This is a genomic window from Streptomyces sp. NPDC006997, from assembly GCF_040635175.1.
Lineage (GTDB): Bacteria > Actinomycetota > Actinomycetes > Streptomycetales > Streptomycetaceae > Streptomyces.
This window is the reverse complement of record NZ_JBEYHH010000013.1, coordinates 23,496-47,343: the sequence shown is the minus strand read 5'-3', so window position 1 is coordinate 47,343 and position 23,848 is coordinate 23,496. Positions and strand designations below refer to the sequence as shown.

Annotated in this window: 26 protein-coding genes and 1 pseudogene; 11 read left to right on the top strand and 16 right to left on the bottom strand. The window is 73.1% G+C overall.

Annotated elements, in window-relative coordinates; all coding sequences use genetic code 11:
* Window positions 1–8: 8 nt before the first annotated feature.
* Window positions 9–1,190: a S1 family peptidase gene (locus ABZ659_RS15125; RefSeq protein ID WP_360218713.1), complete on the top strand. Its 1,182-nt coding sequence runs from the start codon at window positions 9–11 to the stop codon at window positions 1,188–1,190.
* A gap of 15 nt (window positions 1,191–1,205) precedes the next feature.
* Here the strand turns inward: ABZ659_RS15125 and ABZ659_RS15120 are convergent.
* Together ABZ659_RS15120 and ABZ659_RS15115 are read right to left on the bottom strand one after the other, a co-directional pair.
* Window positions 1,206–1,350: pseudogene (locus ABZ659_RS15120) on the bottom strand (iron chelate uptake ABC transporter family permease subunit); the annotation flags it as partial.
* Window positions 1,351–1,417: 67 nt separating this feature from the next.
* Window positions 1,418–1,876 carry an SsgA family sporulation/cell division regulator gene (locus ABZ659_RS15115; protein WP_360218710.1) on the bottom strand — a complete coding sequence of 153 codons (459 nt, stop codon included), beginning with the start codon at window positions 1,874–1,876 and terminating at the stop codon, window positions 1,418–1,420.
* 245 nt (window positions 1,877–2,121) lie between these two features.
* Between ABZ659_RS15115 and ABZ659_RS15110 the strand changes: the two genes are divergently transcribed.
* The gene (locus ABZ659_RS15110; protein ID WP_360218707.1) at window positions 2,122–3,420 is read left to right on the top strand and encodes an NAD(P)-binding domain-containing protein; all 1,299 of its coding nucleotides are present in this window, start codon (window positions 2,122–2,124) and stop codon (window positions 3,418–3,420) included.
* A 128-nt stretch (window positions 3,421–3,548) separates the two neighbouring features.
* Here the strand turns inward: ABZ659_RS15110 and ABZ659_RS15105 are convergent, their stop codons facing one another.
* The 6 genes from ABZ659_RS15105 to ABZ659_RS15080 form a co-directional block, all read right to left on the bottom strand.
* A complete protein-coding gene (locus tag ABZ659_RS15105; protein WP_360218704.1) occupies window positions 3,549–4,676 on the bottom strand; it encodes a tryptophan dimethylallyltransferase family protein in 1,128 nt (375 codons plus the stop codon).
* Between the two features lie 259 nt (window positions 4,677–4,935).
* Window positions 4,936–6,291: a cytochrome P450 gene (locus tag ABZ659_RS15100; RefSeq protein ID WP_360218701.1), complete on the bottom strand. Its 1,356-nt coding sequence runs from the start codon at window positions 6,289–6,291 to the stop codon at window positions 4,936–4,938.
* A gap of 16 nt (window positions 6,292–6,307) precedes the next feature.
* Complete coding sequence (locus ABZ659_RS15095; protein ID WP_360218698.1) at window positions 6,308–6,901, bottom strand: ATP/GTP-binding protein; 594 nt, start codon at window positions 6,899–6,901, stop codon at window positions 6,308–6,310.
* Complete coding sequence (locus ABZ659_RS15090) at window positions 6,876–7,253, bottom strand: DUF742 domain-containing protein (protein ID WP_360218695.1); 378 nt, start codon at window positions 7,251–7,253, stop codon at window positions 6,876–6,878. Before ABZ659_RS15090 ends, ABZ659_RS15095 begins: the two co-directional genes overlap by 26 nt.
* Window positions 7,250–7,630, bottom strand: a complete 381-nt coding sequence (locus tag ABZ659_RS15085) for a roadblock/LC7 domain-containing protein (RefSeq protein ID WP_360219051.1) — start codon at window positions 7,628–7,630, stop codon at window positions 7,250–7,252. The genes ABZ659_RS15090 and ABZ659_RS15085 overlap by 4 nt, the downstream gene beginning before the upstream one ends.
* 14 nt (window positions 7,631–7,644) lie before the next feature.
* Entirely contained in the window at window positions 7,645–8,808 is a 1,164-nt protein-coding gene (locus ABZ659_RS15080) for an ATP-binding protein (RefSeq protein WP_360218692.1), read from the bottom strand.
* A 516-nt stretch (window positions 8,809–9,324) separates the two neighbouring features.
* On the opposite strand from ABZ659_RS15080, the gene ABZ659_RS15075 reads away from it, so the two are divergent.
* Both ABZ659_RS15075 and ABZ659_RS15070 read left to right on the top strand, forming a co-directional pair.
* Window positions 9,325–10,755 (top strand): vanadium-dependent haloperoxidase, encoded by a 1,431-nt coding sequence (locus ABZ659_RS15075; protein WP_360218689.1) that lies wholly within the window; start codon window positions 9,325–9,327, stop codon window positions 10,753–10,755.
* A gap of 130 nt (window positions 10,756–10,885) precedes the next feature.
* Window positions 10,886–11,662: a hypothetical protein gene (locus ABZ659_RS15070; RefSeq protein ID WP_360218686.1), complete on the top strand. Its 777-nt coding sequence runs from the start codon at window positions 10,886–10,888 to the stop codon at window positions 11,660–11,662.
* Window positions 11,663–11,671: 9 nt separating this feature from the next.
* Here the strand turns inward: ABZ659_RS15070 and ABZ659_RS15065 are convergent, their stop codons facing one another.
* Complete coding sequence (locus ABZ659_RS15065) at window positions 11,672–12,133, bottom strand: NAD(P)H-dependent oxidoreductase (protein WP_360218683.1); 462 nt, start codon at window positions 12,131–12,133, stop codon at window positions 11,672–11,674.
* 328 nt (window positions 12,134–12,461) lie between these two features.
* Between ABZ659_RS15065 and ABZ659_RS15060 the strand changes: the two genes are divergently transcribed.
* Window positions 12,462–12,974, top strand: coding sequence for a hypothetical protein (locus tag ABZ659_RS15060; RefSeq protein ID WP_360218680.1), 513 nt, complete (start codon window positions 12,462–12,464; stop codon window positions 12,972–12,974).
* A 56-nt stretch (window positions 12,975–13,030) separates the two neighbouring features.
* On the opposite strand, the gene ABZ659_RS15055 is transcribed toward ABZ659_RS15060, so the two are convergent.
* Window positions 13,031–14,107, bottom strand: coding sequence for a hypothetical protein (locus ABZ659_RS15055; protein ID WP_360218677.1), 1,077 nt, complete (start codon window positions 14,105–14,107; stop codon window positions 13,031–13,033).
* A gap of 432 nt (window positions 14,108–14,539) precedes the next feature.
* On the opposite strand from ABZ659_RS15055, the gene ABZ659_RS15050 reads away from it, so the two are divergent.
* Window positions 14,540–15,802, top strand: a complete 1,263-nt coding sequence (locus tag ABZ659_RS15050) for a hypothetical protein (RefSeq protein WP_360218674.1) — start codon at window positions 14,540–14,542, stop codon at window positions 15,800–15,802.
* A gap of 171 nt (window positions 15,803–15,973) precedes the next feature.
* Entirely contained in the window at window positions 15,974–17,338 is a 1,365-nt protein-coding gene (locus ABZ659_RS15045) for an FAD-dependent oxidoreductase (RefSeq protein ID WP_360218671.1), read from the top strand.
* A gap of 63 nt (window positions 17,339–17,401) precedes the next feature.
* Here ABZ659_RS15045 and ABZ659_RS15040 read toward each other — a convergent pair whose 3' ends face one another.
* The 4 genes from ABZ659_RS15040 to ABZ659_RS15025 form a co-directional block, all read right to left on the bottom strand.
* Entirely contained in the window at window positions 17,402–17,776 is a 375-nt protein-coding gene (locus ABZ659_RS15040; protein WP_360218668.1) for a hypothetical protein, read from the bottom strand.
* Between the two features lie 90 nt (window positions 17,777–17,866).
* On the bottom strand, window positions 17,867–18,379 hold the full coding sequence (locus ABZ659_RS15035) for a roadblock/LC7 domain-containing protein (protein ID WP_360218665.1): 513 nt from the start codon (window positions 18,377–18,379) through the stop codon (window positions 17,867–17,869).
* A 38-nt stretch (window positions 18,380–18,417) separates the two neighbouring features.
* Complete coding sequence (locus ABZ659_RS15030) at window positions 18,418–19,407, bottom strand: hypothetical protein (RefSeq protein ID WP_360218662.1); 990 nt, start codon at window positions 19,405–19,407, stop codon at window positions 18,418–18,420.
* Complete coding sequence (locus tag ABZ659_RS15025; protein ID WP_360218658.1) at window positions 19,404–19,808, bottom strand: hypothetical protein; 405 nt, start codon at window positions 19,806–19,808, stop codon at window positions 19,404–19,406. Before ABZ659_RS15025 ends, ABZ659_RS15030 begins: the two co-directional genes overlap by 4 nt.
* A gap of 269 nt (window positions 19,809–20,077) precedes the next feature.
* Between ABZ659_RS15025 and ABZ659_RS15020 the strand changes: the two genes are divergently transcribed.
* The 4 genes from ABZ659_RS15020 to tgmB all read left to right on the top strand — a co-directional run bounded on the left by ABZ659_RS15020 (window position 20,078) and on the right by tgmB (window position 23,123).
* On the top strand, window positions 20,078–21,202 hold the full coding sequence (locus ABZ659_RS15020) for a hypothetical protein (protein WP_360218655.1): 1,125 nt from the start codon (window positions 20,078–20,080) through the stop codon (window positions 21,200–21,202).
* 128 nt (window positions 21,203–21,330) lie between these two features.
* Complete coding sequence (locus ABZ659_RS15015; protein ID WP_360218652.1) at window positions 21,331–21,657, top strand: YkvA family protein; 327 nt, start codon at window positions 21,331–21,333, stop codon at window positions 21,655–21,657.
* Window positions 21,658–21,931: 274 nt separating this feature from the next.
* The gene (tgmA, locus tag ABZ659_RS15010; RefSeq protein WP_360218649.1) at window positions 21,932–22,123 is read left to right on the top strand and encodes a putative ATP-grasp-modified RiPP; all 192 of its coding nucleotides are present in this window, start codon (window positions 21,932–21,934) and stop codon (window positions 22,121–22,123) included.
* 16 nt (window positions 22,124–22,139) lie between these two features.
* A complete protein-coding gene (tgmB, locus tag ABZ659_RS15005) occupies window positions 22,140–23,123 on the top strand; it encodes an ATP-grasp ribosomal peptide maturase (RefSeq protein ID WP_360218646.1) in 984 nt (327 codons plus the stop codon).
* An 18-nt stretch (window positions 23,124–23,141) separates the two neighbouring features.
* Here tgmB and ABZ659_RS15000 read toward each other — a convergent pair whose 3' ends face one another.
* Together ABZ659_RS15000 and ABZ659_RS14995 are read right to left on the bottom strand one after the other, a co-directional pair.
* Window positions 23,142–23,360, bottom strand: coding sequence for a hypothetical protein (locus tag ABZ659_RS15000; RefSeq protein ID WP_360218643.1), 219 nt, complete (start codon window positions 23,358–23,360; stop codon window positions 23,142–23,144).
* 181 nt (window positions 23,361–23,541) lie between these two features.
* Window positions 23,542–23,790 (bottom strand): DUF5133 domain-containing protein, encoded by a 249-nt coding sequence (locus ABZ659_RS14995; protein WP_360218640.1) that lies wholly within the window; start codon window positions 23,788–23,790, stop codon window positions 23,542–23,544.
* Window positions 23,791–23,848: the final 58 nt, after the last annotated feature.

Sequence of the window (23,848 nt, the reverse complement as noted above, 5' to 3'; positions counted from 1 at the left end):
ATCCATCCATGAGACGCACCCCCACCGGCCGTACCCCCGTACGGCGCACCCTCAGGCACGTCGGCCTGGCCACGCTGCTGGTCGTGGGCGGCCTGGCCGCCGCGGGCACGCTCCCCGCCGCCGCCGACAGCGGCACCTCCGCCGACGCGTCCGCCTCCCCCGGACTGCTCGCCGCCATGCAGCGGGACCTCGGACTCACCCCCTCCCAGGCCGAGGCCCGCCTCGCCGCCGAGGAACGGGCCACCGACCTCGAACCCACCGCGCGCCGGACCGCGGGCTCCGCGTACGGCGGCTCGTGGTTCGACGCCAGGAGCGGGAAGCTCACCGTCGCCGTCACCGCGGACGCCTCCGGCGCGACGGTCCGCGCCCTGCGCGACGCCGGGACGACGGTCCGCACCGTCGAGCACAGCGCCCGGCAGCTCGACGCGGCCAAGGCGCGCGTGGACCGGCTGGACGCCCCGCCGGGCGTCAGCAGCTGGCACGTCGATCCGGCCGCCAACTCCGTGGTCGTGGACGTCGTCGCGGGCGAGCGCTCCGACAACGATGTCCAGCGGTTCGTCGCCCGCGCCCGCGAGGCCGGTCCGGTGACCCTGCGGACGGTCCCGGCGGCTCCCGGGACCTTCGCCGCCGGGACGGTCGGCGGTGACCCGTACTACACCGGCAACGTCCGCTGCTCCATCGGCTTCTCGGTGCACGGCGGGTTCGTCACCGCCGGGCACTGCGGCCGCGCGGGCGCCGGGGTGAGCGGCTGGGACCGGTCGTACATCGGCACCTTCCAGGGCTCGTCGTTCCCGGACAACGACTACGCCTGGGTCAGCGTCGGCAGCGGCTGGTGGACGGTGCCGGTGGTGCTCGGCTGGGGCACCGTCCCCGACCGGCTGGTGCGCGGCTCGGCCGAGGCCCCGGTCGGCGCCTCGATCTGCCGCTCCGGCTCCACCACGCACTGGCACTGCGGCACCGTGCTGGCCAAGAACGAGACCGTCAACTACAGCCAGGGCGCCGTCCACCAGATGACGAAGACCAGCGTCTGCGCCGAACCCGGCGACTCCGGCGGCTCGTTCATCAGCGGCGACCAGGCCCAGGGCGTCACCTCCGGCGGCTGGGGCAACTGCTCCGGCGGCGGCGAGACCTGGTTCCAGCCCGTCAACGAGATCCTCAACCGCTACGGCCTGACCCTGCACACCGCCTGACGCGCGGGCGTCCGGCTACCTTCGGGTCCGGACGAGCAGGCACAGGAAGTACGGCGTCCCGATGACGGACCGTCATCACCCCGGCGCCCAGTTGGGCCGGGGCGATGACGGTCCGTCCGAGCAGGTCGGCGGCGCAGACCAGGGCGGCGCCGACCAGGAGTCCGGCGGTCGTGCGGGGCAGCCGGGAGACCGGGGGCACCAGGCCGCCTGACCGCGGCGGGGCGCGCTCACCCCCCTTCCGACAGCTCCGCCACCAGGGCGTCCCAGTCCACCCCGGCCAGCTCGGTGCCGTACGGCACCACGTCGTAGGTGCCGCGCAGCCAGGTCTCCAGCGCCCCCAGGTCCGCCTCGAACAGCGCCTGCGCCCCCCGCGACCGCAGCCGTAGGCACACCTTCCACCTGCTTCTGCCGCGCAGCGGCCAGATGCGCACGTCGCCGTCCCCGGTCGCCTCCATGAGGCCGTCCAGGAGCAGGTCGCGGCCGATGCGCCAGGTCACCCGCGGCCCCTCGGGCGGGCGGAAGGTGACGGAGACGGTGAGCGGAATGCCGGGGTCGTAGCGGAAGTCGGCGGCGAGCGGGACGCGCAGCGTGTGCCACACGACGCGGTTGATCCGCAGGGACAGCGGCGCCACGCGCCGGGGCAGCGGGCGGCGGGCCGGGGAGCCGGACAGCTGGTGGTCGGTCATGACGGGTGTTTCCCTTCCCGGGGTCAGAGGCGGCCGGTACGCCTTCACAGTCGCCCGTGGGCGCCGCCGGCACATCCGTCAGCCGACCGCACGCCGCTTCTGCGTCAGGTCGCCACCCACCGGGCCCGCGCGCCCCCGCTCCCGGCAGTGACGTGGGCGACAGCGCGGGCGGGTGTGAACGCGGGGACCCGTGGGCAGTCAATGGCCGTGCGAAACGAACTGGTGTCGGTTTTGTGGGGGTCACCGTGCGCGTGTGCGTGATCGGTGCAGGTCTGTCCGGGCTCGCCGTGGCGCGTGCGCTGAAGGACCGCGGGATCGACTTCGTCTGCCTGGAGAAGGCGCCCGACGTCGGCGGGATCTGGCGGCGGCCGGGGGCCGGTGAGCCCGGTCCCGGCTATCTGTCGCTGCACCTCAACACGGCCAAACAGCTCACCGCCTACCGCGACTTCCCGATGCCGGACGCCTACCCCCTCTACCCGCGGCACGACGAGGTCGCCGCGTACCTGCGGGCCTTCGCCGAGTGGACGGGGGTGCTGGACCACGTCGAGACCCGTACCGAGGTGGTGTCGGTACGGCAGCGGGCCGACGGGATGTGGACGGTGCTCAGCCGGGACGCGCACGGGGCGGTGGCCTCCCGGCGGTTCGAGCGGGTGATCGTCGCCTCCGGACACAACTCCGCGCCGTCGCTGCCCCGTCGGCTGCCGCCGGGCGCCGGCAGCTTCGCCGGTCAGATCCTGCACTCGCTGGACTACCGCGACGGCAGCGACTTCACCGGCCAGCGCGTCGTCGTGGTCGGCCTCGGCGCCTCCGCGGTGGACATCGCCGCCGACCTCTCCCGGCACGCCGGGCAGACCCTGCTGTCGGTCCGCCGGGGGCTGCACATCCTGCCCAAGCAGCTCTTCGGGCTCTCCCTCGACGAGATAGCCGAGGCGCCCTGGTGGACCGCGATGTCCTTCGACGAGCAGCGCCGGTTCGTGGAGCAGGCCCTGCTGGTGGCGCGGGGCAGGCTGGGCGACTACGGGCTGCCCGAGCCCGACCACCCGATCTTCTCCTCGGCGGTGACCATCTCCGACGAGATCCTCAGCCGGATCCGGCACGGCACGGTCACCCCCAAGCCGTCCATCGCCTCCTTCGACGGCCCCCGGGTCACCTTCACCGACGGCACCTCGGCCGAGGCGGACGCCGTCGTCTACTGCACCGGCTTCCGCATGGACTTCCCCTTCCTGCCCGCCGGGTGCCCGGCCGGGGCGGACGGCGCGGTCCGGCTCTACAAGCGGGCGGTCGCGCCGGAGCGCCCCGGGCTGTACTTCGTGGGGCTGGTCAGGCCGCTGGGCGCCATCACACGGCTGGTGGAGGCGCAGGCGCACTGGCTCGCCCGGATCGTCGCCGGTGAGACGGGGCTGCCGCCCGCCGAGGTGATGGGCGAGGAGATCGACGCGTACCTCGCCGGGATAGCGGCCCGCTACGGCCGTACCGAGGGCGCCTCCATCCAGGTCGACGTCGGCCCCTACCTGGGCGAACTGCGGGATTTGCAGGCCGTCTAGGGTGTGTCGCGGCGAGGGGGCGTGCCGGGCGTCGGGCGGCAGGCGGGACGTTCGCGACACGTCCTGGTGCTCCACCCGCACGCCGCCGGAGGCCCCCCGCGGACCGTCCGCCGGGAGCCTCCCGGGTGTCAGTGCACCACCTCCAGCGGTGGCGTGACGGCGCGTTCGTTCGGCGGCCGGACGGCGTACGCCTCACAGGACAGGTACGCCGTCACGCGTGGCGGGCTGCCCTGCTGGTGGACGAGGGCCAGGTAGGCGATCAGGCCCACCCCCTCCTCCGGGCGCCGGTCGGTGACGGCGGCCAGGGCGCGGGCCAGCGGCTCCGGGTCCATGCCGTGCCGGCGCAGCACCGTCGCCGCGCGGGCCAGGGCCTCGCCGTCGTGCGGGGCGTAGTCCCGGACCGGGATGTGCAGGGTGAACCCGGTCGGACGGCCCGCCGTACGGTCGGTGAGGGCATGACAGGTCAGGGCGGGACGGCGGTCCAGGCTCCGCGGGCCGTGGCCCACGGCCGTGCGGAAGAACTCCGCCACGCTCGCCGGATCGGGGCCGTCCGCCGTCCGGGACAGGCCCGGCGCCTCCTCGGGAGCGAGGTTGTCGTGGCGGAGGTAGACCTTCACCCGGGGGGTGTCCCAGTCGCCGAGGTCCAGGGCGAGGAAGGGGTAGCCGTCGGCGTCCGGCAGGGACGCCAGGGCCCGGCCGTGACCGAGGCGGCGGAGAGCCTCGGCCAGTGTCCGGGCGGCACGTTTGCGGCCCGCCGCCGCCGGGTTGAGGTACACCTTCACCCCCGGCACCCCGCCGGGCCGCAGCTCCAGCGCGGTCCACAGGGCCAGCGGGCCCTTCGGGGACGCGGGCAGGAACAGCTCCTCCAGCTCGTCGAGGCGGTCGGTGGCGAAGTTCCAGCGTCTGGCCATGGCCCGGACGGACTTGAGCCCCCTGCGACCGGTGCGTGCCAGACTGCCTGCGCCGCAGCCTGGTTCCACCAGCACCCGCAGGGCGGGTGCCGTGCCGGGCCGGAAGGAGAGCGAGAACTCCACCGGGGTGTGGTCGTCGGAGAGGAAGCTCTCGGCGGCCGGGGGCAGGTCGAGCGGCCGGGCGGCCACCGGACCCAGCGACTCGGTCAGGACGTCCGCGTAGGTGTCGGCGTCGGCGTCGGACAGTCCCGCGACGCCGCTGAGCCGGCGTAGTTGCCCGGCGGTGAGGTCGCCGAGGGTGGAGATGCCGGGCCCCTCCCGGTCACCGGCTCTCAGGGGGGTCACCAGGCGGCTCGCAGGGGCTCGGCGGGGACAAAAAGATACCCGCCTGGGGGGGCGGGTACCGGTGTGCGGTCCGACGGTTGGGGGTGTGGTCTGCCGGGACGATATGCGACATCGACAGATATGTGATGCATCACGCCTCCTCTGCCTCGTAAGAGTTCGGATGCCGCGTTGCTCACTACCCCTACCGTTGAACCTTCATGCGACGGACGAAACCTGATGCGGTGTGGAGTGCGTCACCCCGAGATCCAGTCGGATCACGTCAGCCCTTCATCCAGTTGAGGAAGCTGCTCCAGAGCCCACGTTCGGGCTTGCGCGCCGTCGCCGCGGCGGCCTGGGTGTCGGCGACCGTGGGCTGCGGGCTCTGCTGCTGCGGAGTGGGCTGGCGCAGCGGGCGGATCGGGGTGAAGCGGGCCGGCAGGGTGGCCAGCGCCCGGTTGAAGGGGCCCGGACGCCACGTCAGGCTGTCCTCGGGGACGGCGAGTTCGACGTCGGGCAGGTGGTTCAGCAGGTTCTCGATGGCCGTCACCGTGATCTGCCGGGCCGGTTCCTTCGACGGGCAGGCGTGCGGGCCCGCGCTCCACGCCAGGTGGGCGCGGTTGCTGCCCGCCTTGCGGGCCGCGCTCAGCGCCGGGCCGGTGTTGGCGGCGGCGAAGCCGACCAGCACCAGGTCGCCCGCCTGGAGGTGCTGTCCGGCGAACTCCATGTCCGACGCCGGGTAGTGCGGCGCGTAGTTGGACATGGGAGGGTTCTCCCACAGCGTGTCGTCGATGGCCTCCTCGATCAGTCCGCCCTCGCGGGCGTACCGGTCATGGGTGAGGAGCCGGTGCAGGGTGTTGCCGATGAGGTTGCGCAGCGGTTCGGCGCCCGCGCCGAGCAGCAGGGCGAGCTGGTGGACCATCTCCTCGTCGCTGAGGGCCGCCTCGTGCTGCATCAGCCAGGAGGTGACGTCGTCGCCCGGCCGGGACCGCTTGATGGCGACGAGCTCCCCGACGGCCTGGAACAGCACCCCGACCGCCTTCTCGGCGTTGACGCCGTCGAACATGCCGGAGATGCCGAACAGCACCCGGTCGCCGATGTCGGCGGGGCAGCCGAACAGCTCGTTGAAGACGAACAGCGGCAGCTGCTTGGCGTAGTCGCCGAGCAGGTCGGCCGAACCACGGGAACCGACCTGGGAGATGAGGTAGTCCGAGATCTGCTCGGTGCTGCGCGCCAGCCGCCTGCTCTCCACCTTGGCGAAGCTGTCGGTGACCGCCTGGCGCAGCCGGATGTGCTCCGCGCCGTCGGCGAACATGCAGTTGGGGCGGTACGACAGCAGCGGGGCGACCGGGCTGTCCGGGCTGATCTTGCCCTCGTTGAAGGCCCGCCAGCGGCGCGCGTCCTTGCGGAAGGAGGTGGAGTCCTGGAGCAGTTGCAGGGCCGTCGCGTAGTCCGTGACCAGGGTGGCCTCGACGCCGGGGCTGAGTTCCACGGGGGCGGCGGGGCCGTAGTGGCGCAGGAACTCGTAGTACGCCTGGGGGTCGGCCGCGAACTCCGGGCCGTACAGCGGCACTCTGCCGCCGGAGCCGTGGGCCGGGCACCCCGGCGGGGGCACCGGGGTGGTGGGTTGAGCGTCCATGTGTGCGTTCAGCTTCCTAGTGGGCACGGTCCAGCAGATAGCGGACGAGGGTGGTGAGCGCGGCGGCCGACGACTGCTCGTCGCGGGCGTCGCAGGTGACGACGGGGGTGTCGTCCAGCAGGTCGAGCGCCTCGCGCAGGGCCGCCTCGGTGCGGTCGGGGGAACCGTCGAAGTGGTTGACGGCGATGGCGTAGTCCAGGCCGTACTGCTCGATCAGGTCGATCACGGCGAAGGAGTCCGCCAGCCGCTCGGGGTCGACCAGCACCAGCGCGCCGAGCGCGCCGCGCGCCATGTCCTCCCACATCTGCACGAAGCGCAGCTGCCCGGGGGTGCCGAACAGGTAGAGCACGACCCGCTCGCTGATGGTGAGGCGGCCGAAGTCCATGGCGACCGTGGTGGTGGTCTTGCCGTGCACGCCCTTGAGGTCGTCGACGGACTCGGCGGCCCGGGTCATCGTCTCCTCGGTGGACAGCGGCTCGATCTCGGAGATCGAGCCGATGAACGTCGTCTTGCCCACCGCGAAGTGCCCGACGACCAGGATCTTCACGGCCGTCTGCGCCGCCCCGCCGCGAACGTAGTCCCGCTCACCCAAACTTGGCGCGGAGCCCATTCAGCACCTCCTCCAGGATCTGCCGCTCGGCGAGCGGCGCCCGCTGCACCGGCGGGCGGGTGATGAGGTAGCCGCCCTCCGTGAGCGAGGCGAGCAGGATCCTCACCACGCCCAGCGGAAGCCGGGTGTGCCCGGCGACCTCGGCGACGGAGAGGTACCCGGCCGAGCAGACGTCGAGCAGGCTCTGTTCCTCGGGGGACAGCCGGGTCGGCCGCTGGGCGTGGTCCTCCGCCGCGGTGACCAGGGTGATGAGGGAGAGCTGTTCCTCCTGGGGCAGTCCGCGCCCCTTGGTGATGACGTACGGACGCACTAATTCGGCGGCCTCCGGCCCCCACTCCTCCTGGCCCGTCATGAGTGGGCGCCGAGGTTCTCACGCGGCGGCGTCATCAGTTCCTTGCCCAGCCTGCCGACGAGTTGCTGCATCCGGAAGGTGATGTCCGCCATGTCGACGTCCGGCGAGGCCGAGACCGCGAGGTAGGCGCCCTCACCGGCGGAGATCAGGAAGACCCAGCCGCCGTCGAACTCGACCAGCGTCTGCCGCCACCGCTGTCCGGGGTCCTCACAGAAGAATCCCAGGGAGCGGCTGAGCGACTGCACCCCGCTCATCGCGGCGGCGACCCGGTCGGCGTCGTCCTTGTCGAAGTCCTTCGTACGGGCCATCAGCAGACCGTCCGCGGAGATCAGGACCGCGTGCAGTGCGCCGGGAATCTCCAGGGCGCTGTCGAGCATCCACGACAGATCGTTCACGAGACCTCATGCCCTTCGCTGCTTGCTTCACGTGTGCGGCTCGTCTGGTCCCCCGGTTCGGGTTGCGAGGCCCGGCCCGACCGCGTGCCCCGCTGGAAGGCGCCCATGATCGCCGCGGTCTCCGCGCCGGAGCGGGGGGCGGCGTCGGAGTCGCCGGAGCTGGTGCCCGGCACGATGGCCATGGGCCGCTTGCGGCGGCGCCGGGGCAGTCCGTCGGTGGTCGAGCCGGTGGTCAGCGCGGACTCGGTTCCGCCGTCGCGGGCGGTGCCGGCCGGGTTGGCCGGGGCCTTCTTCTCGGGCATTCCGGTGAGCAGCTCGTGCGGCAGCAGAACGACGGCGCGTACACCTCCGTAGGGGGAGGTGGAGTCCACGGCCACCTCGAAACCGAACCGCTCGGCGAGCACACCGATGACCGCGAAGCCGAACTGCGGCGGGTTGCCGAGGCCGGAGACGCCGGAGGCGCGTTCGCTGGAGAGCAGTCTCTGGGCGCGTACGCGCTCCTCGTCGCTCATGCCCACACCGGCGTCGTCGACGATGACGCAGATGCCCTTGGGCACGGGCCGGATGTTGATCTCGACGATGGTGTCCGGGCTGGAGTAGCTGGTGGCGTTGTCCAGCAGCTCCGCGAGGGCGAGGGCGACCGGCTCGACGGCCCGGCTGGTGATGCCGAAGTCGACCTGGGAGAGGATCTCCACCCGGCGGAAGTGCCGGATCCTGCCCTGCGCGCTGCGCACCACGTCGTACACCGAGGCGACGTCCCGGCGGCCACCCAGCCAGCCGTCGCAGAGCACCGCGATGGACTGCGCGCGGCGGCCGAACTGCGAGTTGGTGTGGTCGATCTCCAGGAGGTCCTCCAGGATGACCGAGTCGCCGTACTTGCCCTGCAGCCGGGACAGGACGAGCTGTTGTTCGGCGGCGAGACCCTGAAGCGTCCGCATCGCGGATTTCAGTACGGTCCTCGTCGCGTCGTCGGCCTGTTCCTGGGCCGCTTGGACGGACTGTGCGTAGTCGTTCTCCAGCTCCGTGTAGTGAGCCTTGAGGCCCTGGATCTCCTGCCGCAGATTCCGTGCCGCCCTGCGTTGGCGGACAAGGAGTGCGACGGCGGCGATGATGACAGCGAGCAGCACCAAGAGCGCTGCAATCACTATGTATTCCGTCATAAGACTCTCTTCAGGCGACTGACAGCCCGCTTGCTTGATTTACAACCTTGTGCGGATGCCCCGGCGGACCGCTCGCACCGGGGGTGGCTGCCCAGGCTGCTGTCCCTGACGTCGGAAGATGCCGTCGTGCACCCATCCGCCCGCTCCGCAAACGCGGTGATCGTATCACCGGACAATCACACGAATGGACGTCAACAAAGCCGTCCTTGAGGGGCCTTGGAGCGGCGGAAGAGCCCTGACGGAACGTCCGCCTCCGTCGGGATGGCCAAGGTTCGAGGTCAGAAGCGCGGCGCACGACGCCGGAGCGCGCTCTTACGGATGTGAAAAGTCGCGGAATTCCCGATTCACCCGGAACTTGCGCCGTGCCCCGAGACGTCGTCCCCTCAGTGGCGCGAACCGCGCACCGCTTTCATCACGGGGAAGAAGAACCGGGGGATTCGTATGAGTGACCGCCGTTTTGCCGCACGGCAGCTGCGTGTACGCGCGGCTGAAGCGGAGTTCCAGCGTCAGCCACCGGTGCAGACGGCGAACGGGGAGGAGTCGGACTACGCGCCGCTGCCGTTCATCGCGAACTACTCCAAGGGGCTGCCGCACAACGAGCTGGGCGAGGTGGACCCGGCGGCCTACAACCTGCTGCGCCGGGCCCTGCACACCGGGCGGCACGAGGACTTCGAGCGGATCCCGCTGGCCGGGCCGCGCAAGCTGGTCAACCCGCAGGCCGGGCTCGCCTTCGACCTCCAGGGCCCGGACGCGCAGGCGCTGACGGTACCGCCCGCGCCGCGCATCGACAGCGCGCAGGGCGCCGCCGAGGCGGTCGAGCTGTACTGGATGGCGCTCTGCCGTGACGTGCCGTTCGCCGACTTCGCCGTCAACCAGGAGGCCGTCGACGCGGCGGCCGAGCTGACCTCGATGCCGTCCCTCGCCGGTCCGACCCTGCGCGGCGAGGTCACCGCGCAGACCCTCTTCCGCGGGATCACCCCCGGGGACCTCGTGGGGCCGTACCTCTCGCAGTTCCTGCTCAAGGACATCCCGTACGGCACCCTGCTGATCAAGCAGACCCTGGACACCCTGGTCCGCCCGGTCGACCACCTCACGACGTGGGACGACTGGCTGGAGGTGCAGAACGGCGACACCACCGTCCCGGACCAGCGCGACACCGCCCGGCGCCGCTACATCCAGACGCCGCGCGACCTCGCCCACTACGTCCACTTCGACGCGCTGTACGAGGCGTACCTCAACTCCGCGCTCATCCTGCTGGGCATGGGCGCCCCGGTGGACGCGGGCAACCCTTACCAGTACTCCCACAACCAGGAGGGCTTCGGCACCTACGGCGGCCCCCACCTGCTGTCCCTGGTGACCGAGGTCGCCACCCGCGCGCTGAAGGCCGTCTGGTACCAGAAGTGGTACGTGCACCGGCGGCTGCGGCCGGAGGAGCTGGGCGGCCTGGTCCACCAGCACCTCAGCAACACGCGCGAGTACCCGGTCCACTCCGGCGTCCTCGGCTCGACCGCCGTCGACCGGGTCTTCAAGAAGTACGGCAGCTACCTGCTCCCGCAGGCGTTCCCCGAGGGCAGCCCCACCCACCCGTCCTACGGCGCCGGGCACGCCACCGTGGCGGGCGCCTGCGTGACCGTCCTCAAGGCGTGGTTCGACGAGCGGCACCTGCTGACCGACCCGGTCGTGCCCAGCAAGGACGGCAAGGGCCTCAAGCCGTACACGGGCGCGGACGCCGGCCGGCTGACGGTCGGCGGCGAGCTGAACAAGATCGCCGCCAACGTGGCCATCGGCCGGAACATGGGTGGTGTGCACTGGCGCAGCGACTACACCGCCTCGGTGCGCCTCGGTGAGGAGATCGCGATCGGCCTGCTGCGGGAGTCCAGGGAAGCGACCCTGGAGGACGCGTACTTCAGCCTCACCCGCTTCGACGGCACCACCATCTCCATCTGACCCGCACGGGTCGGCGGTGCGACACCGGTGACGGCCACGGGGCCGTCACCGGTCATCCCCCTCCGCTGCCACGCGGGCGCTGACGGCCAGTAAGGTGCCGTTACTCCGGCGCGTTCGAGGGGATGACGACATGGACCCGATCCTCACCGGCCTGGCCGCTTCCAGCCTGGCCTCGGCGGCGGGCAGCGAGGCCTGGCGGGCGGCCGTCGAGCGCTTCCGCGCCCGGCAGCAGGGAGCGGGCCAGCCGGGGCGACAGGACCAGCCGGGCCCGGCGGAGGACCCCGCCCGCGAGGCCCCCGTGGGCTTCCCCGGCTTCCCGGTCGGCGCCACCCCCGAAGGGTCCGGTGCCGACGCCGACCCCGCCACGACGGCGCCGCAGCCGACCCCGGCCGCCCTGTCGGACGTCCTGGAGGACTACTACGAGAAGGTCGGCCGCCGCGCCGACGTCAGCTTCTTCGCCGCGATCGCCGCCGCCGTGCTCGGCTACCTCATCATCGTCGCGGGCATCCTGGTCGGCATCTACCGCTCGGACGACCTGGTGCTGTCGGTGGTCGCCACCGCGTCCGGCATCTTCTCCCAGGTGCTGTCGTTCTTCTTCTTCCGCAACCGGGCCGAGGAACGCCGGATGATGATCCAGGCCCTGGCCGACCTGCGGCAGGACGCGGAGCGCAACGCCCGCGCCACCCGCGCCCTCGAACTGGTCGCCCAGGTCAAGGAGCCGCTGCTGCGGGACAACCTCGCCGCCGCCATCGCGCTGGAACTGAGCGGGGTCACTCCGGACCTGGGAAACCTGCACGGCTCGCTCCAACTCTTCACCACCGCGCCGGGCCTCACCGTCCCCGCACCCGCACCCGCACCGGCGACGGGCAACGGCCACCCGACCGCGGCCGGTGAGCGGCCGGTGTGACCAGGGGCTTCAGGCGTCCTCCTGCACCAGCCCGGCGGCGAGCGCCGCCCCAAGCTCCCAGCACGCCTCCACCTCGGCCCTGCCCGGTTCCCCGGTGACGGTGACCGGCTCCGCGGCGCGCCGCCAGCCCAGGCCCGTGGTGATCGACTCGATCGCCCGGACGGCGCCCGTGACGTCGTTCCCGCCGTGCACGTAGTAGCCGAACGGCCTGCCCCGGGTGGCGTCCAGACACGGGTAGTACACCTGGTCGAAGAAGTGCTTGAGCGCGCCGGACACATAGCCCAGGTTCGCCGGGGTGCCCAGCAGGAAGCCGTCGGCGTCGAGCACGTCGGACGCCGTCGCGGCCAGCGCCGCCCGCCGCACCACCCGTACGCCCTCGATCTCCGGCGCCGTCGCACCCGACACCACGGCCTCGAAGAGGGCCTGGCAGTTGGGTGAGGGCGTGTGATGCACGATCAGCAAGGTAGCCACGGACGAACCCTGCCGCCTCCCCGCCACCGACCGCAAGGCGCCACGGGCCAGCTGCGGGTCCAGACGGCGCCGACACCACGGCGCGGGAACCGGGGAGGCACCGGTCCGCGGCCCAGCCGACGACGGCTGCCCCTGACGGGGCGGCGGCGACGCCGTCGGTGGTCGCCGTACGTCCTCTTTCGTGATCGACCCGTGCGGGCTCGGCCGCGCGCCGCAGGCTCTCGGCACGGGCCTGACCGGGACGCTGACGGTGGAGGGGGCGAAGTGCGCCTTTCGTTGCAGGAGTTGAGGGAGTTGCGGATCCCGCCTCCGGAAACTCACCGTCGCGGTGCTGGGGCCCATCCGGGACCGGGCCGCGCCGGGTCCGCCGGAGGGTCTCGCGGCACAGCTCGCCCCCGGCTGGTCCGCCGGTGCGGGCGTGCTGCTGGTGGCCGCCCTGGCCGTGGGCGGAGCCGGGGCCTTCTGCCTGCCGCGCGCGGCGCACGGCCGCCCCTACGCCCGTCGGCTCTCCGCGTCCGACGACCCGACGGGGCGGCCACTGGAGGACGACGACGAGGCCCTGGCCAGCGCCCGTTTCCTGCGTACCGGGATCACCCTGACGTGCCTGTGCACGGTCCTGCTCGTCACCGCGGTCGGCGTCACCTGGTACGCCCCGCCGAAGGATCCTCCGCGACTGCTGATCCGGCAGGGCACCACCACGCTGTGCGGGGAGGTCGTCTCAGCACGCCGGGGCACGGTCGTCGTGGAGACCGGCGGTGTCGCCATGACCGTCGACCTGTCCCGAGCCGAGTCCGTCACCCCGGTCGCCACCTGCCCCGCAGCGCCTTCCGGCACCGGCTGAGGCAGGGAGGACCCGGGCCAGTATTCCGTGGGGGCGGTCGACGCGTTCGTGGTCGGTCAGGCCGCCACCACCACGAGCAGCACCGCGAGAAGTATGAGGGCGGCGACCACCGCGAGGCCCCAGAGCATACGGCGGCCGTCCTCCGAGAAGCGCTCCTCGGCCCTCACCCGGCCGCTGGAGTCCCGGAAGACGTAGTACTGGTAGTGGTGGGAGCCGGACGAGCGGGCCCGGACGACCGTCAGCCTGCGGAGGTCGGCCTCGCGGGCCCGCTCCTTCTTCCTGGGGCGCAGGTACGGCTCCAGGGCGCCGCGATGGGCGGGGGACAGATCACCGGGCAGGGGATCACCGGCTTCGAGGAGGTCCTTCCGCCAGGCGGCCGAGTCCAGCGCCGCCTTGATGTGGCTGGGCCGTTGGACGGGGACGACGGAGTCGTACTCCGCGGTCCACCTGATCCGTCCCTCGGTCCATGAGGTCAGGTGCCCGGACTCGGCGCACGTCTCGCACTTGACGGTGCCCCTGCGGCCGCACTCCTCGCAGGGGACACGTCCGCTTCCCTCGCAGTCCCCGCACTTCACCCTCCCCCAGCCACGACAGCCCGGACACGCGCTGTCAGCCGTGTGGCAGCCCTGGCAGGTGCCCCGTTCCCCGGGTTGGCCGGGCTTCGGAAGCTTGGACGGCGTGCCGGGCAGGTTCCCGTGCAGCACGTACTGCGTGCACGGGGAGACACCGGAACAGACGGGGCACGCCTTGGCGGGCTCGCACGTCCCGTACGCCCTGCCCCCGCAGCTTGCGCACTGCCGCCGTCCGTTGCCGCAGTCGCACGACCTGCGATGCGCGGTGCCCCGTCGGAGCAGGACGAGCGGTCCCTTGCGGGGCGACTCGTGGGGACCCGGCTCGTAGTCCGGCAGATCGTCGTAGATCGGCAGCCCGGACAGGTCCACGGTTCCCGGTGAGTACCGGATCTCCTCCTCGCGGGTCTCCATGTAGTGGGTGACCGTCGCTTCGAGGAGGTGCAGAGGGGTGAGGAGGAAGTCGCCGACGGGCGGGGCGGAGCCCCTCCGGAAGCCGATGCGCGCCCGGCACGCCTCGATCGCCGCACGGACCTCGTCGTCGGTCGGGATGTCCGTCGCCACGACTGCCCCACCCCCTGGTCGCGCCCCCGCCCGGACGGGTCGGGCGGCAACAGTGTGACGGGCGCGGGCCGGTCGCGGAAGGGCGCGGGACGAGGGTCCCCGACGGGACACGGCCGCCACCGGGGCCGCGGGGAGCGCGCGGCTCGCTCTCGCCGTGGTGGCCGCCGGTGCCGCCACCGGCCGGGACGGCAGGACCGCACGGTCGTCAACCGGTCACGGAGGGGCGGCTGCCAGGACGCGCGGGTCGCCGGCTCCAGGACCACCACCGCGACCGCCGTCGACAGGCTGTACGGAGCCCCGGAGGCGTCATCCCGGCGCCTCACCCGGGTGGCGCTGCCCCGGTGGGGACCCTAGTAATGGGCAGGTAAGCACCACGTGCCGCCTTCGGAGGGGCAGGGGGCGGCCGTGTACCACTCCCCCCTGGAGCGCAGCATGACCACGCCCTCACCGTCCCCCACCCCTTCGGACCCGACCGCCACGGCAGCCGCCGAGCCGGCCCCCGAGGCACCGGCGCCCACGGTGGCGCCGGTGTCCGGCGCGGGACCGGCGCCCGGCGCCGGGCCGATGCCCGTGACCGAGCCGGTGCCCACCACGGAACCGGTGCCCGCCGCCGAACCACCGCCCCGCCCCGCCCACGCCCCCTCCCCCGCCCCGGGTGAGGGCGAGGGCACGGCGGCACCGGCGGCGCCGCCGAACCTGGTGCCCCTGGCACCCGACACCCCCACCCCCCACCAGCCGACCACCACCGTCGACTACGGCGGCGCGGCGGGCGAGCTGGTGCACGCGGCCGTCAGCGGCCGACCGCTGGAGGAGGTCTTCCGCATCATCACCCTGCTGGAGGAGTCACCCGAGCACGCGCGGGCCGTCGTCGACGTCCTGCGGGCGGTCGCGGTGGACCGTCCGGTGGACGACGTCGCCCAGCTGATCACGGAACTGACCCGGCCGCCCCGTCGGCCCGACAGCGCGGACGTCGCGATCCGTACGGCGGTCGAGACCCGCACGGTCGAGGAGGTGTCGCGGCTGATGGAGCTGCTGCACGAGACGCCGGTGCAGCCGCACTGCGGGCAGGAGGCGGTGCACGCCGCCGCCACCGGCCGCCCCGTCGAGGAGTTGGTGGAGCTGATAGGGCGGCTGGCGCGCGAACGGCACCGCGACGTCCCCGCCCTGGACCACGAGCCGTCGCCCCCGGCCGGTCCCGGGCGGACCCACCCGGTGGCGGCCGTCCACGGGCCGGTGCGGGTCCGGCGCGACCGGGACCGGGAGCGGTCCGGCAGGTCGGCGTTCTGGCCGAGCTGGCTCGCCGCCGCGGCCCTGGTGGTCTGCGGTGCGGCGCACTTCCCGCTGCTCCGCGCGGACGTCTCCCTGAGCGTCTACATGGCGACCCTCGCGGTGTCGGGACTGTGCGTCGTCCTGGCCGTCGTGGTGGCCTGCCGGCCGACCCCGCCGGTGCTGCTGGCGGGCGTGCTGGTGCCCGCGGTGCTGGCCGGGGCGGTGGTGTCCGAGGGCTGGGTGCGGGCGCCGCAGCTGTCGCAGGCGCTGGGCATCATGGTGGCCCCGCCGTGGAGCGCGGGCCTGACCGCGGTGTGCGCCTCGCTGGCCTCCCTGGCGGCCCTGCTCCTGCTGCTGATGGTCCAGCTGACGGACCGGCACCCGTCGACGCCGCGGCCCTACGAGGCGGGCCGGGTGGCGGACTGACGCGGGGTCAGCCGGGAAAGGGGTGGTCGGCGGGGTGCCGCCTGACCACCCCTCCCGTCTGCCATAACCGCGGCTTATGAGTCCATAGAACGAACCCGCGTACCGACTTAGGCTTGCCTTAGCTTAGGCTTCCCGTTCGAGTCGCCTGTCACCGCTCGAAGGGAACTGATCATGCCCCGCCCCCTGCGGGTAGCCATCGTCGGAGCCGGTCCCGCCGGGATCTACGCCGCCGACGCCCTGCTCAAGTCCGACGTGGCCGCCGACCCCGGTGTGTCCATCGACCTCTTCGAGCGGATGCCCGCGCCGTTCGGCCTGATCCGTTACGGCGTGGCGCCCGACCACCCCCGCATCAAGGGCATCATCACCGCCCTGCACCAGGTCCTCGACAAACCCCAGATCCGGCTCTTCGGCAACGTCGACTACCCGACCGACATCAGCCTGGACGATCTGCGCTCGTTCTACGACGGCGTGATCTTCTCCACCGGCGCGACGGCGGACCGCAACCTCGCCGTCCCGGGCATCGACCTCGACGGCTCCTACGGCGCCGCCGACTTCGTCTCCTGGTACGACGGCCACCCGGACGTGCCGCGCAGCTGGCCCCTGGAGGCCGAGAAGGTCGCCGTCCTCGGCGTCGGCAACGTCGCCCTCGACGTCGCCCGCATCCTCGCCAAGACCGCCGACGAGCTGCTGCCGACCGAGATCCCGCCGAACGTGTACGCCGGGCTGAGGGCCAACAAGGCGCTCGAGGTGCACGTCTTCGGCCGCCGTGGCCCGGCGCAGGCCAAGTTCAGCCCGATGGAGCTGCGGGAGCTGGACCACTCCCCCAACATCGAGGTCATCGTCGACCCCGAGGACATCGACTACGACGCGGGCTCCATCGAGACCCGGCGCGGCAACAAGCAGGCCGACATGGTCGCCAAGACCCTGGAGAACTGGGCGATCCGCGACACCGGGGACCGCCCGCACAAGCTGTACCTGCACTTCTTCGAGTCGCCCAGCGAGATCCTCGGCGCGGACGGCAAGGTCGTCGGCCTGCGCACCGAGCGCACCGAGCTGGACGGCACCGGCAACGTCAAGGGCACGGGGAAGTTCACGGACTGGGACGTCACCGCCGTCTACCGCGCGGTCGGCTACCTCTCCGACAAGCTGCCCAAGCTGCCGTGGGACATCGACTCGGGCACCGTCCCCGACGTGGGCGGCCGGGTCGTCGAGGAGAGCGGCGCGCCCCTGCCGTCCGTGTACGTCACCGGCTGGATCCGGCGCGGCCCGGTCGGCCTGATCGGCCACACCAAGGGCGACGCCAACGAGACCGTGTCGAACCTGCTGGACGACTTCGCGCAGGGTCGGCTGCCCGAGCCGTCGGCGCCCGCGCCCGAGGCGGTGGACGCCTTCCTCGCCGAGCGGGCGGTCCGCTTCACCACCTGGGACGGCTGGTACCGGCTGGACGCCGCGGAGAAGGCGCTCGGCGAGCCGCAGGGCCGCGAGCGGGTGAAGATCGTGGAGCGCGAGGACATGCTCCGGGAGAGCGGCGCGTAAGCACGGCGCGTGGACCGGCGTGGGCTCCCGGCGGGGCCCACGCCGGACGCGTCCGCGCCGTGGTCAGACCTCCAGCTCGTTCTCGATCTTGCGGAGCTGGTGGCGGGCCATCGCCAGGTTGGCGCGGCCGGAGTCGAGCACGAGGTAGAGGAACAGGCCCTTGCCGCCGCGCCCCTTGATCAGGCGGATCATGTGGTACTGGCTGCTGAGGGTGATCAGGATGTCCTCGATCTCCTCCTTCAGCCCCAGGTGCTCCATCGTGCGCAGCTTGGACCGTACGACGTCGGTGTTCCCGGCCGCCGCGACGTCCAGGTCGAAGGTCTTGCTGCCGCCGAGCGTGCCGAGGGCCATGCCGCTGGTGTAGTCGACGAGCGCGGCGGCCCGCGCGCCCTCGATGGAGCTGAGGCATTCCTTGAGCGAGGTTTCGAGGTTGGCCATGGTGTTGGGGTCCTTTCGGGCGGTGGTGGTGGTCGGGCCGGCGCTCCGGGCTGAGCGGTCCGGCGGGGACTGGGGGCGGGGCCGGGCGGTTCAGCCGCCGGTCTCGGGCTGCGGCCGGGCGCGGGTCCCGGCCGGGGACGTGGGCCGCCGTGGGGCGCGGACCGGGAGGGTGCCGATGGGGCGCTCGGGGTCCGGGTCCGGCACGGGCCGCCGGACGGTGTCGCCGGGGGCGGTGCGGGCGGCGACCAGCTCACCGATACGGACGCCGCTGCGCCGTCCCTCCAGGTGCAGCCGTCCGACGTTGACGCGGTCGTCGGTGAGCAGGGTGAGCACCACGGAGGGGCCCGCCGTATAGGTGGCGACGTAGCCGTCGGCGCCGCGCAGGAGCAGTTCCCGGAAGTCGCCGCGGGCGGTGAGGTCGGCCATGCGCTGGGCCACGCCGAGGGCGGCGGCGGTGATCGCCGCGAGGGACTCCGGTTCGGTGCCCGGCGCGTCCTGGGCGAGGACGAGACCGTCGACGCTGGCCGCCAGGGAGCCGGTGAGCTGGGGCAGCCGGGAGCGCAGTCGGCGCAGTTCGTCCAGGACGTCGTCCTCGACGGCCATGAGCAGTCTCCTTTCGGCACGCTGTCGGCGCGCGCGGATCACAGGGCCTCCAAGGCGTCTCGAAGCCGTCGCAGCAGCGCCGTGTCGGGGTCGTCCACGGGTGGCGGGAGCCAGTCGGGCGGCGGCCCGTGCGGTGCGGACGGCCGCGGTACCGGGGTGACGAGCCCGTCGGCGGCCAGTCGGCGCAGCTCCACCAGGGTGTGGAAGGCGCGGCAGGCCAGGGCAGACGCGATCTGGGACGCCGTACGCTCGCCGTCGATCTCGGCGAGTATCCGCCGACGGCGCGCGGGCAGCGTCCGCGCGCGGGGGCGGGCGCCGGCGACCCGGGCGAGGGGGGCGCTGTCGACGTCGGTCCGGGGCCATATCCCGTCCAGCAGGGCGTGCCGCCGGGCGCACTCACGGAGCAGCACGTCGACCGCCACGGGCCGCACCGCACCGATCCAGTGCGCGGCACCCGCCCGGAACCGGGGTTCGGGACCGCCGGGCCCGGGGACGGCGGAGCCCAGAGGCCCGGGGGCGGGGACACGGGAGCTCGGGACAGCGGAGCTTGGGGCGCCGGCGCCAGGGGCGTCAGGGGCGCCGAAGCCAGGGGCGCCAGGACCGAGGACGCTGGGACCCAGGACGAAGTACGCGGCGTCGAACAGCGCGCCGAGGTGGCACAGCTCCAGCGCACCGGCGGCGAGACGGCCGCTGTCGACGAGCTGGCGGCCGACACGGCGCCGGGCGCCCGCCCGGTCCAGGGCGTCCTGCCAGCCGTCGGGGTCGACGGCGGAGCTGCGGGTGAGCAGGGCGCCGAGGTCGGGCGCGGCGGGCGACTCGGCGTGCACGACCCGGCCCTCGGCGAGGTACACGGCACCGGTCGCGGCGATGAGGACGCCGGTGGCCCGCCGGTCGGCGAGTGCGGCGAGCCAGGCCGTGGGGGTACGGGAAGCGGGAAGGTCGGCCCTCCCGGTCACGTCAGCCGCCCCGGCCATCTCAGCCACCCCGGCCATCTCAGCCACCCCGGCTATCCCCGTCACCTTGGTCACCCCAGCACCAACCGTTCCGCCAGTTCCGCCAGGCGGATGCGGGCCAGGGCGAGGTTGCCCTCGGTGCGTGTCAGCCAGAGGTGGAGTACCACGCTGCTGTCGAACGCCGTGGCCACGAACCGTACGACGTGGTAGTCGTCCGGTGTGGTGAGGATCAGGTCCTGGACGGGCGGTTCCTTGCCCGGCTCGGTGGCGTCGGACGCGGTGGCCGGGCGGAAGGCGCCGCTCTCCGCGGCGAGCCGGGCCAGCTCGGCGGTCTCCGCGGCGGCGGTCTCCAGGTCGCCGCCGGGTGCCTCGCCGACGGCGCCCAGGGCGAGCCCGCTGATCCAGTCGATCACCGCGGCGCCCCGCGCGCCCGGCAGGCGCATGGCGTCCAGCAGACTCTCGTCGATCCCGGGCACGCTGGATCCCCTCCCCCTGTACGGCTGTACGGCGAACGCGGGACCGACGCTACGGACCGCCGGGGGCTCGGGGAGCGCTTCCGCATTTTCGTTCGGAATATGCCAACAGGTGTTCCTTTCTGACCGCCCCGAGATCGAGCGCCGCACGGATGGCGGCTCCCGGCGCACACCATCCGACGACCCCCGGCACCGCGCCCCCCCGGTGATCTCGCACCGCCGACGCGGGCGATACTGGCTGATACCCGACGCCCCCGTCCCCAGCTGGAGCCATGCCGAGTTCCCCCACCGACCGCCCCTCCGCCGCCCCCACCCTGTGGCTGGCCCGCGGCCACTGCCCGGCGGCCGACGCACCCGAGACGGTCCGGCGCACCCTGCGCGCGCTCACGGAGCGCGAGATCATCGACGGCCACCTGGAACCCTCCGGGACGGGCACGGACGGCGGGCACGTCTTCGAGGCCCGCTGGCGGGTGGCCGGGGAGGTGACGGTCCGCGCCCGCCTGTCGCTCGGCGGCGGCACCTGGACGCTGGCGGCGGAGGCCGAACGGGCCTGGGACCCGCGCTGGCCGTCCCCGGCGACCATGTTCTGGCCCGCGGACGCCGCCGCGGACTGGGACCGCGAGACCGGCACGGGGCTGCGCCTGCGGGACATCAACCCCCTGCCGTACGACGAGAAGGACCTGCGGCGGCTTCTGAAGGGCGCGGCGCGCGCCACCTGGACGGTGCACGTCGTCGTCCACGAGGCGATGACCCCGGACGAGCGCGGACGCCGCCCGTTGGCCGCGCTGCTGCCGCCGGGCCTGGCGCACCGGGTGGTGGAGCACCGCGCCGCCCCGCAGCAGCTGCGGGCGGTCAACTGGGCGCTGCGGGACAGCGGCGTCGAGGTGCCGCGCGGTGGCGCCGCCGTACTGCCGGGAGACCCGGCGCCGGACGGCTGGAGCGCGCCGGAGTTCGCCGTGCGCACGGTGTTCCTGGACGGCTCGGAGCCCACCGAACTGCTCGACGCCGTCACCCGCTTCGCCGCGCTGCCGCGACCCCTGCCCGAGGGCGCCGACGCCGCCGTGACCGCCCTGCGCGAGGACTGGCACCTGCTCACCCTGGAGGAGGAGCTGGACCGCCAGCGGCGGTTGGTGGCCATGTACGCCGAGGCGCTGGAGGCGATGACGAGGTCCCGGGACCTGTACCGGGAGGCCGCCGAGCGGGCCCACGAGGCGCTGGCCGCCTACCGGGACTCCCCGCCGCCCGGCCCGGAGAAGCCCGGGGCCGCCTCCCGGGGGCCGTCCCCGTTCCAGCAGCTCACCCGCACCCTCGAACGACTCAAGGGCAGCTCCAGGCCCCAGCGCCCCGCCCGCCACACGGACGCCGGCCTCTCCCCGGAGCAGCCCGAGGAGCGGTAGCCCCCCGGCGGTCGCCGGAACCCCCGTTCGGGTGTGTGGCCGTATTCCGTCGGCCATACCGAGGCCATATGCGGGAATCCAGAAAGACGGGGCCCGCGTCAAGCGGTGCACCGGACTGAGGAGGACCCGTGGATTCGACCACAGCAGTACTCGTCGCCGTCGCGCTGGTCCTCGCGGCGCTCGCCCTCGCGGCGGCCGTGGCACTCCTGGTGCGGCTGGTACGGACGCGGCGCGGGCTGCGGCGCGCCGGGCTGCCGACCGGGCCGCGCTGGGTGTTCTGGGGGGCGGTCCTGTACCTCGTCCTGCCGGCGGACGTCCTGCCCGACCCGGTCTACCTGGACGACGTCGGTGTGCTCCTGCTGGCGCTGCGCAGTATGCGCGCCCCGCTGGCGGACAGGACCGGGCGGTCGGTACGGGAGCCGACAGCGGTCAGCCGCCCCACGGACTCCGCCTGAGCGCCCCCCGCACGCCGGCGCGCCGCCGCCACGGTGCACCCCCCGACCAGTCGCACGCCCCCTGAGTGCTCCATGTCACAAACAGTCAACCGACTGGGGGACTCAACCGTCTCAGGTTCAGGACGGGCCAACTGGCCCACGACTACGGAGCGTAGGGAAACCATTCACTCGTTCGAATCGTATAAGTCCATGGAAAGCCTGGAGATCCAGCGGGCCAAGCGGCGACAAGGGATGTCGCCGCCTTGACCGGGGGAGCATCGAAAAGGGAGAGACCATGCAACCGTTCGCGCTGAACTACGCACGCCCCGCGGCGGATTTGGACCTGACCACTCCATACGCCTACGACGCAGGCCTTCAGTTGAACGTCACCAGGGACGGCCGCATCGCCGCGACCGACCACGCGCTGCTACGGGAGTTCGGCACGACCACCTCCACCGCCGGTTCGAAGACACACTTCGACGACTGACCACGGACCGTCGACGATGACCGTACTGATCCTGACCTCCGAGCAGGATGTGACCGCGGACATGGTGGTCGTCCACCTGAACGCGTCCGGGGTCCCGGTGGTCCGGCTCGACCCCGCCGACCTGACCGGCGGGGTAGCGCTCTCAGGCGAGTACGTGCACGGCTCGTTCCGCGGTCATCTCTGGTCCGCGGGCCGTCTGTTGACCATGGACGGCCTGCGGTCGGTGTGGGTGCGCAGGCCGGGTGTCCCGGCCGCCCGCGTGCCCCAGCCCTCCGCGTGGCTGACGGAGGAGTCCGCGCAGGCGCTGTACGGCATGTTGCGCAGTTCCGGCGCGCGGTGGATGAACCACCCCGACGCCGCCCGCCGGGCCCGGCACAAGCCGTGGCAGCTCCGCCTCGCCCAGCGCAGCGGACTGCCCGTCCCGGCCACCCTGATCACGACGTTGCCGCAGGCCGCCCGGGACTTCGCGGCACGCTTCCCGGACCTGGTGGTCAAGCCGGTCTCGGGCGCGCACCCGCAGGAGCCGCCGCGGGCGGTGCCGACCAGCAGGGTGGCGCCGGGCACCGACTTCGCCGCGGTGGCGTACGGCCCCACGCTGCTGCAACGTCGGATCGCCAAGCGGGCCGACATCCGGCTCACCGCCGTCGGCGAGCGGCTGCTGGCCGCCCGCAAGGAGACGGCGGCGGGCGCCGACCCCGAGGAGGTGGACGTCCGGTTCGACCGGTCCGCGGCACCCTGGCGCCCGGCAGAGGTGCCGCCCCGCATCGCCGACTCCGTCCACACCTATCTACGGGAGGCCGAACTGGCTTACGGCGCCTTCGACTTCGTCGAGGACGGCGACGGGGTGTGGTGGTTCCTGGAGTGCAACCAGTCGGGGCAGTTCGGCTTCGTCGAGGTGGACACCGGGCAGCCCATCGCGCAGGCCATCGCCGAGTGGCTGACCCACCCGGCGGGGCGACGGCCACCGCAGGTCAGGGACGCGGACAGCGTGGTGCCGTGACCCGACCGGGCCGGGCGCTCAGTGCGGGCGCGGGCCCGGCAGCATCCCCTGGCGCTGCCAACCCGCGCCCGGGGCGGACGGGCGGCGGTCGACGCCGGGCGGCGCACCCGGGGAACGCAGGGGGCGCATGACCAGCTCCAGTTCCCTGCCGACGCGTTCGGCCTCGCTGCGTACAAGGGCGGGAACGTCTCCGCGTTCCGCCACGAGTCGGTCGTAGATCGGGGAATCCTGGAACACCCGGCAACGCGCCTTTCCTCTCGGAGACCCATGAACATGGGCATGACTGCCGAGTGTAAGCGACCGGGCACACCTCGGTGCGGACGGTGTCGAACCACGGGAGCCGCCCCGGAGCCCACCCGGCGCCCCGCGCGCCCCTCGGCCCCCGTTCACACCCCGCTTCGCCCCGGCACACCCCGGCTCAGCCCACGAGGGACAGATCACCCTCCCCGTCGGTCTCCTTCTCCTTGAGCTGGTCCTCGGCCAGCAGGGCGTCCGCGCGGGCGATCGCGTCCCGGACGCTGGTCGTGCCCATCATCACGCAGAGTGTGTAGCTGACGTCCTCAAGCTCCCGCGCCCGGGCGGGAACGGCGTGCTCCGCCTGCGCGATCCGCAGCGATGCGTAACGGGTGAGCTGTCTCCTGACGGCCTTCGGGTCCGGAACAATCACGGTGCGCCCCTCTCTCGATCTTCGGCTTCGCGTATGCCCGGGGAGCACCGGACCAATC